The 9,740-nt window shown below is 74.7% G+C and carries 6 protein-coding genes; 2 read left to right on the plus strand and 4 right to left on the minus strand.

Annotation, left to right across the window (positions count from 1 at the left end):
- Positions 1–47: 47 nt before the first annotated feature.
- Positions 48–2,339 carry a trypsin-like peptidase domain-containing protein gene (locus ACIA79_RS11585; protein WP_399427993.1) on the minus strand — a complete coding sequence of 764 codons (2,292 nt, stop codon included), beginning with the start codon at positions 2,337–2,339 and terminating at the stop codon, positions 48–50.
- Between the two features lie 3 nt (positions 2,340–2,342).
- Positions 2,343–2,816 carry a CU044_2847 family protein gene (locus tag ACIA79_RS11590; RefSeq protein WP_399427994.1) on the minus strand — a complete coding sequence of 158 codons (474 nt, stop codon included), beginning with the start codon at positions 2,814–2,816 and terminating at the stop codon, positions 2,343–2,345.
- A gap of 205 nt (positions 2,817–3,021) precedes the next feature.
- On the opposite strand from ACIA79_RS11590, the gene ACIA79_RS11595 reads away from it, so the two are divergent.
- Positions 3,022–3,654 (plus strand): LAETG motif-containing sortase-dependent surface protein, encoded by a 633-nt coding sequence (locus ACIA79_RS11595; protein ID WP_399427995.1) that lies wholly within the window; start codon positions 3,022–3,024, stop codon positions 3,652–3,654.
- 42 nt (positions 3,655–3,696) lie between these two features.
- Here the strand turns inward: ACIA79_RS11595 and ACIA79_RS11600 are convergent, their stop codons facing one another.
- A complete protein-coding gene (locus ACIA79_RS11600) occupies positions 3,697–4,737 on the minus strand; it encodes a PHP domain-containing protein (RefSeq protein WP_399428121.1) in 1,041 nt (346 codons plus the stop codon).
- Between the two features lie 11 nt (positions 4,738–4,748).
- Positions 4,749–6,815: a SpoIIE family protein phosphatase gene (locus ACIA79_RS11605; protein WP_399427996.1), complete on the minus strand. Its 2,067-nt coding sequence runs from the start codon at positions 6,813–6,815 to the stop codon at positions 4,749–4,751.
- A gap of 149 nt (positions 6,816–6,964) precedes the next feature.
- On the opposite strand from ACIA79_RS11605, the gene ACIA79_RS11610 reads away from it, so the two are divergent.
- The gene (locus ACIA79_RS11610; protein WP_399427997.1) at positions 6,965–9,532 is read left to right on the plus strand and encodes an alpha-L-arabinofuranosidase C-terminal domain-containing protein; all 2,568 of its coding nucleotides are present in this window, start codon (positions 6,965–6,967) and stop codon (positions 9,530–9,532) included.
- Positions 9,533–9,740 lie beyond the last annotated feature (208 nt).

Consider the following 9,740-nt stretch of genomic DNA (forward strand, 5'->3'; position numbering starts at 1 on the left):
TTCCGTTCGTCCGCATGCTGTTTCCGCCAGGCCGGCCGGGGCCGTGATCACGAGGGGTCGAGCAGTTCGAGGGATCCGGGGACGGGCAGCTCCGCGTCCTCCCACACCAGCGCCGGGCGCGCCGCCGAGGACACCGTGGCCCCGTACACCCCGGCGCGGAACTCCCGCACCCGCTCCGGCAGCTGGTGCAGCGGCCCCGCGGGGGCGAGGGCGTCGAGCCGCGCCGCGTGGCCGTGCCCGTCCGCCTCGCGGTCCCACAGCACCACCGGCACGCCCAGCGCCAGACACAGGTCGAGCAGCCGGTCCCGTTCCTCGCGCGGCCCGTGCAGCACCACCCCGGCCACGTCCTTGTGGCTGGTCTCCAGGCGCTGGTAGAGCTGCTGCAGGGTCGCGGAGGTCTCGTCGACCACCAGTACACCGGGGTCCCCGGCCGCCCAGCGGCGGCGCATCTCGGCGTCCCGGCGCGGGGAGCGGCGGCTCATCTCCGGGCAGCGCAGCGCCACCCGGTACTTGGCGCCGAGCGCCAGCCGCAGTCCGTCGAGGCCCGGGAACAGGTCACCGAGCGCGTTGCCCGTGTCCCAGCCGTCGACGGGGAGCTGGAGCCCGTCGCGGCCGACGACGACGTCCACCTGGGTGAGCGGGTGCGCGTCGTCGCCGTGGCCGCCCTCCGCCGCCTCGCGCACCAGCCGGCCGATCTCCTCCGGGGCGCAGGTGCCCTCGGGCGCCGCGACGGTCGCCGTCGTACCGTCCTTGCGGACCAGGCTGATCCGGCACCGGTAGCGCTCGGCACCCCGGCCGTCGGCGCCTGCCCCGCCCCCGGCGCCGGTGGTCCCGGCGGTCAGCCGCAGCACCACCCGGCTGACCGGGGACGGCCGCTGCGCGGCCCAGTTGGCGGCGTCGGCGCGCCGCTCGGCCAGGGCGACCGGGCTGATGCCGAGCCGCTGGGCGACCCGGTCGCACCAGCCGTGCAGGGAGTCCCGGGTCCCGCGGTCGGGTGCCGCCGACGCCACGAACGCGGCGAGGCGGAGCAGCGCGGGGACCGGCGGCGCACCGCCACCGGCCGAGGGCCCGTCCGGATACCCCTCCAGGGCCGGCACCACCGCGTCGAGGTCGCCCTCCGCCAGCCGGGCCGCGGCGCCCAGCGGCCCCGGCAGGGCCATGTAGCGCAGGGCTTCCCGGGCGGCGCGCGGGACGAGCGTGGCGTCGGCGGCGGTGACCCGGCGCAGGTCCTCCAGCAGCAGCCGGTGCTCGCCCACGGACAGCAGCCGCACACCCTGCTCCAGCCGGCCGAGTGCCAGCAGGGAGTTCAGCGCCTCCCGGTCGGCGTCGCTGCGCACCGCGGGCGCCAGCGACTCGGTGAGCGTCGCCAGGGCCCGCTCCTCGGTCACCAGGAACTCCGCCAGCTCCTCGACGGCCGGCGCCGCGTGCCCGCTCCCGGGAGCCGCGTACCCCAGCCCGGCCGCCAGCGCACGGGCGTGGTCCGCCCGCCGCCGCGGATCGTCCAGCAGCGCCCGCAGTACGGGCGTGAGCGCCGCGGCCGCCCGCGCCGTCTCGGGTCCGGCGCACCGCGGGTCCTGCCCGGCGCGTCCCGCGACGGCGCACTCCTGCAGGACGTCCGCGGCCCCGGCGCGGGCCAGTTCCTCGCGCACCGCCTGCCACGGCACGGCCCAGCTGCGCCGCACCGCCTGCTGCATGCCCAGCGGCTCCGCCCCCGGCGGCATCAGGTGTGCGACGACGAGCCCGGCCACGGCGGAGGCGTCCCGGGTCCACAGCGGTCCGCCGCTGTAGCCCGGACCGACGGCCGCCCCGGACAGCCGGCCGTCCAGGTAGCCGTACCGGCCCTCCCTGAAGCCGACGACGATGTCGGCGAACGTGATCGCCTCGCCCCCGCCGTGCCAGGCACGCAGCTCCTGGCCCTCCTCCATGTCACGCCACACCACCGGCCGGAACCTCGCGGGGGCCGGCTCGTCGAGGTCCAGGACGGCCAGGTCGCCGTCCCATTCCAGCGCCGAGGGCCGCGGCTGCGGAGGCACCCAGACCGAGACGGTGGCCGTGGCGCGGTGCGTCCCGCCGGCGTCCGCGGCACCGGGCCCCGTGCCGTCACCGGCCGCGGCACCGCCACCGGAGGCGGAGCCGCGCAGGGCCACCGTCAGCGGGCCGGCCGCGGCCGGGTGTTCGGCGCAGTGCAGGTCCCTGCCCAGGGCGTCGTTGACGACGTGGGCGCAGGTGAGCACCCGGCGCGGGGAGAGGAGCGCGGCGGCGCCCGCGGCCTTGGCGCTGCCCTCGTACAGCAGCGAGACCCGGCTGCCGGCGGCCGCCGGAGGTCGGAACCAGGTCATGCCTCAGCCCTGTCGGTGCTCGGACGCGCCCTGCCGTGCGGTGCCGCCGGGCTGGACGCCGTCCGGCCGGGGCGTGCTCTGCGCCGGGTCGTGGTGCCAGGTCGCCGACACCGTCATCGTCGCGTTGCCGTTCGCGCCGACGATGCCGAGCTTGAGGTCGTGCCCGATCTGGATGCCGAACTCCACCGACAGCTCCTGCGGGGCGTGCGGGACGCTCGTCACCGCCGTGTGCACCTCTTCGAGCAGCGGGCCGAGCGGACGCAGCGCGGTCCGCAGGGCCTCCGTCGCGAGGACGGCCGCCCGGCGCCCGCCGCCGCGCGCCACGGGGGTCAGGGTGCCCAGGCCCTCCGGCAGGTCCGGTCCGTCGTCCGCACTCCGGTCCGCGGCCGCACCGCTGCCGGACGCGGGCGTTCCGGTGTCGGACAGCTCCACGCGCAACGCGGCACCGGCAAGATCGAGTTCCAGGTATTCGGGCATGCGGTCATTGTGGCCGATCATGGGAGCGGCCTGCTCCGTCTTTCCGCAAGCCGTCCCAAGACGGGTACGGATCAAGCCAGTTGGCCGTCCGGGAGGCGCATGGGACGGTTGTGAACCCCACCCGGGAGAGCAGTACTGTGCGCTCCACGCCGACTCCGGCGCCATGTCGTACAGGAACCCGTCCCCGTACGGAGGAACCCCCCAGATGACCCTGTCCATCAGACCGGGACGCAGCGCCGCCGCCCTCGCGGCCGCGGCGGCCGTCCTCGGCGTCACCGGCGCGGCGCTCTCGGCCGTGCCGGCGGCGGCCCACACCCCCGCCTGGTCGGTGACCTGCTCCGAGGTGCAGGTCGACCTCACCGACTACACGGCGGACGCGCCGAACCAGGTGACGGTCACCGTCGACGGCAAGGACCTGCTGCCGACCCGCACTTTCGGCCGTGAGTTCCACGAGAAGCTCCGACTGCCCGAGCACGACAAGGAGCTGACGGTCCGGCTCGTCGTGAAGGACGGCAGCGAGGGCGGGAAGTTCTCGCGCGACGAGACCAGAACGGCCCCCGTCTGCGAGACCCCCGCCCCCACGCCGAGCACCACGCCGTCTCCCACGCCGCCCGCCGGCACCCCGGCGCCGGCCCCCACGCCCACCGTCACGACCCCGTCGGCCGAGGTCCCGCCGGCCGGGCCGTCCACGCCCGCGCCCGAGCCCACCGGCCCCGGTCTCGCCGAGACGGGCTCCTCCGGCACCGCACCGCTGATCGGCGGCGCGGCCGCTGCCGTGCTGCTCGCGGGCGGCGGCATCCTCTGGGCCGTCCGCCGGCGCCGTACGGCCCGGTCCTGACCGGTCGCCACACCGCTCGGCCGCGGTGCGGCGCCGTACCGCTCAGCCACCGGCCGACCGGGGCGCACGGCGCGTGCGGGTCCAGGTGAGCAGGTCCCCGGCCGGCCAGGTGTTGATCACCCGGTCGGCCGGGACGCCGCACTCCTCGGCCCGCGCGCAGCCCAGGATCTGCCAGTCGAGCTGTCCGGGCGCGTGGGCGTCGGTGTCGACGGCGAAGAACACCCCGGCCGCGACGGCCTCGCGCAGCAGCCGGCGCGGCGGGTCCAGCCGCTCCGGCCGGCTGTTGATCTCCACCGCCGTTCCCGACTCGGCACACGCCGCGAAGACCTGTTCCGCGTCGAACCGCGACTCCGGCCGCTTGCCGCCGACCAGCCGCCCCGTGCAGTGCCCCAGCACGTCCACCAGCGGATCCCGGACGGCCCTGACCATCCGCCGCGTCATGGCGGGCGCGTCCATCCGCAGCTTCGAGTGGACCGAGGCGACCACCACGTCGAGCCGGTCGAGGAGCTCGGGCTCCTGGTCGAGCGAGCCGTCCAGCAGGATGTCGCACTCGATCCCGGTCAGCAGACGGAACGGCGCCCACTGCTCGTTCAGCTCGGCGACCACGTCGAGCTGCTCCCGCAGCCGCTCCGCCGACAGGCCGCGGGCCACCGTCAGCCGCGGCGAGTGGTCGGTGAGCACGGCCCACTCATGGCCCATCGCCGCGGCGGTGCGCCCCATGACGTCGATGGGACTGCCCCCGTCCGACCAGTCCGAGTGCACATGGCAGTCGCCGCGCAGCGCCGCCCGCAGCCGGGCGCCCGGCGCGTCCGTGTCCCGCGCCCGCTCCCCGGCCTCCTCCTCCAGGCGCCGCAGGTAGGCGGGCACCTCGCCGGTCAGCGCCTCGCGCACCACCTGGGCGGTCTTCGGCCCGACGCCCCGCAGCCTCTCCAGCGTCCCGGCCGCCGCCCGCTCGGCCACCTCGCCGGGGTCCAGGGCGGCCAGCGCAGCCGACGCGGTACGGAAGGCGCGTACGCGGTAGGTCGGCGCCTGCGCCCGCTCCAGCAGGAAGGCGATCCGGTCCAGCGCCTCGACGGGGTTCACCACGGGACGTCCTAACCATGCCTCGGTGACGGGCCGATCTCGCACCACACGGCCTTTCCCTCGCCGCGCGGTTCCACACCCCAGCGCAGCGCCAGCGCGTCCAGGAGCAGCAGTCCCCGGCCGCCGGTCGCCGCCTCGCCCGGGGTGCGCCGCCGGGGCCACGCGCTGGAGCGGTCCTGGACCGCCAGCCGCACCCGGCGCACCGGCTCGGGCAGGACCTCCAGCGTCAGCACCGCGCCGCCCTCGGTGTGCAGCAGCACATTGCCGAGCAGCTCGCCGGTGACGAGTTCGGCGTCGTCCGCGAACTCCCGCAGCCCCCAGTCGCGCAGCGCCCGCCGCACCACCGCCCGCGCCTCCGACAGGCCCTGCGGGTCCGCCTGGTGGATGTACTGGTGGATGCGCGGCGCCCGCGGGGTGCCCGGGTCGGGGCTGCGGCGCAGCACCAGCAGGGCCACGTCGTCGCCCGCGCCCCAGCGCTCCCAGAACCGCTCCGACAGGTGGTCCGCCAGCGCTTCCGCCCCCGGCGGCCCGCTGCCGACCGCCCGCTCCAGGGCCTCGATCCCCTCGTCGATGTCCGCGCCCGGCTCCTCGACGAGCCCGTCGGTGCACATCACCAGCGTCTCGCCCGGCACCAGGTCGAGGCGCGTCTCGGGGAACTCCTCGTCCCCGAAGACCGATGCCACGCCCAGCGGCAGGCCGCCCGGCAGCTTGGGCTGCCCCACCCGTCCGTCCGTGTGCCGGATCAGCAGGCCCAGGTGTCCGGCCCGGACCGCCCGGAGCGTGCCGGTGTCCAGGTCCACCTGGGCGTACGTGCAGGTGGCGAACCGCTCCGTGTCCAGCTCCGCGAGGAACCGCGATGCGCGCGCCAGCACCGTGGAGGGGGCGTGGCCCTCACCGGCGTACGCACGCAGGGCGATCCGCAGCTGGCCCATGATCGCGGCCGCGTGCGTGTCGTGGCCCTGCACGTCGCCGACGACGATCCCGACCCTGCTCTTGGGCAGCGGGATGACGTCGTACCAGTCGCCGCCGACCTGGCGGCCGCCCCACGCCGAGTGGTAGCGCACGGCGATCTCGCCGCCCTCGACGGTCGGGATGCGGCGGGGGAGCATCGCGGCCTGCAGCCCGGTGGCCAGCTCGCGCTCCTCGTCGAAGAGGATCGCCCGCTGGAGGGACTGGGCCACGATCGCCGCGAGTCCCAGTGTGAGGTTGCGTTCGTCCGCGCTGAAGGCGGTGCGGCCGCGGTAGAACAGCGCCATCCCGCCGAGGGTGCGGGCCTGGGCGACCAGGGGCAGGTAGGCGGCGGCCCGGAAGCGCAGCTGCCCGGCGTACGGGGCGAGCACCGGGTAGTTCCGCACCAGCTCCTGGAACGAGCTGCAGAACAGCGGGCGCCCGCTCAGCACCGTCTCCGCCAGCGGCATCCCGCGCTCCAGCCGGCGAACCCGCAGGTCTTCCAGGACGTCGAGCGAGTCGCCGCTCAGGGCGATGATGTTCAGCGAGCCGTTCTCGACCAGGCCCAGCGCGAAGCCGTCGGCGCCCAGGCGGGCCAGACCTCCGGGGCCGGTCAGCGCGGCCGTGACGTCGTCCACGGTCACCGCGCGGGACAGCGCCTGCGTGGTGCGCTCGACCATGTTCGTCTGGCGCTTGCGGCGCTTCTCCAGCTCCAGCACGAACGTCGAGTGGGTGACCTCGAAGGTCGCGTCCCGGACGATCCCCACGATCCGGTGGGCCCGGCCCTCCCGGTCCCGCAGGATGCGCGCCTGTACGTGGGTCCACTGCGGCGATCCGTCGTCCAGCGGGATGCTGAAGTGGGCGGCGTACGACGAGCGGCCGCTGCTCAGCGCCTCCTTGATCACGTCTTCGAGCCGGACCCGTTCCTCCTGGTCCAGGCGGCGCACCAGGGAGCCGGGCCGGCTGTCGAACGTGCCGGGGGCCACGCCGAACACGAGCAGTCCCGCTTCGTCGACATCGATCGTCCCGGCGTCGAGATCCCAGTCGAAGCTGCCCGTGCGGTTCATGGCGAGCCGCTCGGGCTGGCCGATCTCGCCGCTGTGTGCCCGGTTGTCCGTCATCCCCCTCATTGTCGATTGCGTCCCGGGGGAACGCCAAGGCATCGGCGGAGGGTGCTGTCCTCCGACCCGTTGACGCGTTCACGTCGCCTGCCTAGGGTCTGTTCGAAGTCCTGGTCAATGTCCGATATATCGAACAACTGATACCCAGGAGCACTTGGATGGCACGCACCCGCCCGAAACCGGTCCTCGTGTCGGCGACCCTCCTCGCCGCCCTGCTCGCCGGGACGGTGATGACGGGCCCCACCCGGGCCGACGCCCCTCCGGCCGTCACCCCTCCGGCCCCCGGACCCGTGGACTACTCGCTCACGGTCCACCCCGACCGCACCGGCCCGGCGATCGACCGCACGATGTACGGCGTGTTCTTCGAGGACATCAACAACGCCGCCGACGGCGGCCTGTACGCCGAACTCGTCCAGAACCGGTCCTTCGAGTACGACCCGGCCGACCACCCCGCCTACACCTCGCTGACCGCCTGGCAGCAGACCGCCACGGGCGGCGCCACCGGAACGCTGCGGGTGGCCGGTGACGCCGAGCGGCTCGCCGAGCGCAACCGCCACCACCTCCGCCTCGACCTCACGGGGGCGGGCGGCGCCGCGGGTCGCTTCGGCGTCGTCAACAGCGGATACGGCGCCGGCATGGCGCTCACCGCGGGCCGCCCCCACGACTTCTCCGTCTGGGCCCGTACGGACCGCCCCGCCGGCACCCGGCTCACCGCCGAGCTCCGCGCCGCCGACGGCACCGCCGTGTCCGCGCCGCTGGCGGTCACCGTGCGCGGCGACCGCTGGACCAAGTACACCGGCACCCTCGTCCCCGGGGCGTCCACCACCACCGGACGCCTCGCCGTGACGGCGTCCGGAGCGGGGACCGTACGCCTCGACATGGTCTCGCTCTTCCCCCGCGACACCTACAAGGGCCGCCCGAACGGCCTGCGCAAGGACCTCGCGGAGAAGATCGCCGCCCTGAAGCCCGGCTTCCTGCGCTTCCCGGGCGGCTGCCTCGTCAACACCGGCAGCCACCGGGCGTACGAGGCCCCGCAGTGGGAGCGCAAGCGGTCCTACCAGTGGAAGGACACCATCGGGCCCGTCGAGCAGCGGGCCGTGAACGCCAACTTCTGGGGCTACCACCAGAGCTACGGGCTCGGCTACTACGAGTACTTCCGGTTCGCAGAGGACATCGGGGCGATGCCCCTGCCCGTCGTCCCCGCCCTCGTCACCGGCTGCGGCCAGAACGAGGCCACCGACGACCCCGCGCTGCTCCGGCGGCACATCCAGGACACCCTCGACCTGATCGAGTTCGCCAACGGACCGGTCACCTCGGAGTGGGGCCGCAAACGGGCCGCGATGGGCCATCCGGCGCCCTTCGGCCTGACACACCTGGCCGTCGGCAACGAGGAGAACCTGCCCGACGCGTTCTTCGCCCGCTTCACCGAGTTCCGCAGGGCCATCGAGGCGAAGCACCCCGGGATCACGGTCGTCTCCAACTCCGGCCCCGACGACTCCGGTGCGGTCTTCGACCGCTCCTGGCAGCTCAACCGCGACGCCGGCGTGGCGATGGTCGACGAGCACTACTACAACAGCCCGCAGTGGTTCCTGGAGAACAACGGCCGCTACGACACCTACGACCGCACCGGCCCCAAGGTCTTCCTCGGGGAGTACGCCTCCCTCGACAACCGCTTCTCCAACGCGCTCGCCGAAGCCGCCTACATGACCGGTCTCGAACGCAACGCGGACGTCGTCAAACTCGCCTCGTACGCCCCGCTCCTCGCCGACGTGCACCACAACCAGTGGCGGCCCGACATGATCTGGTTCGACAACCACCGGTCCTGGGGCTCGGCCAGCTACGAGGTGCAGAAGCTCTTCATGAACAACACCGGCGACCGGGTGGTGCCGAGCCGCGCCTCCGCCACGCCGCACGTCTCCGGCCCGATCACCGGCGCCGTCGGGCTGTCGACGTGGGCCACCAGCGCCGCGTACGACGACGTCGAGGTCACCGCGGCGGACGGCACCGCGCTGCTGCGGGAGGACTTCTCGGCCGGCGACACCCGCTGGACCCGCGCCGCCGGGCGCGGCGACTGGGCGGTCGTGGACGGCGCGTACGTGCAGTCCGACACGACCGCGGAGAACACCCTGGTGACGGCCGGCGACACCGGCTGGCACGACTACGACCTGCGGCTGAAGGCCACCAAGAAGTCCGGCAGGGAAGGCTTCCTCGTCGCCTTCGGTGTCCGCTCCACCGGCACGCACTACTGGTGGAACCTCGGCGGCTGGGGCAACACCCGCTCCGCCGTGGAGAAGTCCGTGGACGGCGGCAAGCAGACGCTGGCGGAGAAGAGCACGACCATCGAGACCGGGCGCACCTACGACCTCCACGTCCAGGTGCGCGGCCGCCAGGTCACGCTGTACCTCGACGGGCGCAAGTGGGGCTCCTTCACCGACGACAAGGCCGCCGAACCCTTCCGCCAGGTGGTGACGCGGGACAAGGGCGACCTCGTCGTCAAGGTCGTCAACGCGCAGGCGGCGCCGGCCCGGACGCGCATCGACCTGGGCACGGCCGCCGTCGCGCCGACGGCCCGGCTGACCACCCTCCACGCGGCACCCGAGGCCGTGAACACGGCGGACGCGCGCCCGGTGCGGCCACGGACGTCGGTCCTGCGGGGCGTGGCGCGGGACTTCACGTACACGTTCCCCGCCCACTCGGTCACCTTCCTGCGGATCAAGGCCGGCTGACCGGACCGCCCGACCACCGACGGGCCGGGAGGGGCAGCCGCCCCTCCCGGCCGTCCTCCGTCGCGGTCACGCGCGGGCACGGCCGGTCGAAGCGCTTCGATCGCAGTGCACCCTGTACCGGTCCCTCTGGAGACAGCTCCCTGGACAGGCGCATCGGGACGCATCTAAGGTCGTCGGCGAGGCGAATCGAAGCGCTTCACATCACCCG

This window comes from Streptomyces sp. NPDC051310 (assembly GCF_044455245.1).
Lineage (GTDB): Bacteria > Actinomycetota > Actinomycetes > Streptomycetales > Streptomycetaceae > Streptomyces.

Bases quoted from the DNA above. Each gene is read 5' to 3' on its own strand.
- ACIA79_RS11585 (WP_399427993.1), bottom strand. From the start codon at position 2,339: ATGACCTGGTTCCGACCTCCGGCGGCCGCCGGCAGCCGGGTCTCGCTG.
- ACIA79_RS11590 (WP_399427994.1), bottom strand. From the start codon at position 2,816: ATGCCCGAATACCTGGAACTCGATCTTGCCGGTGCCGCGTTGCGCGTG.
- ACIA79_RS11595 (WP_399427995.1), top strand. From the start codon at position 3,022: ATGACCCTGTCCATCAGACCGGGACGCAGCGCCGCCGCCCTCGCGGCC.
- ACIA79_RS11605 (WP_399427996.1), bottom strand. From the start codon at position 6,815: ATGAGGGGGATGACGGACAACCGGGCACACAGCGGCGAGATCGGCCAG.
- ACIA79_RS11610 (WP_399427997.1), top strand. From the start codon at position 6,965: ATGGCACGCACCCGCCCGAAACCGGTCCTCGTGTCGGCGACCCTCCTC.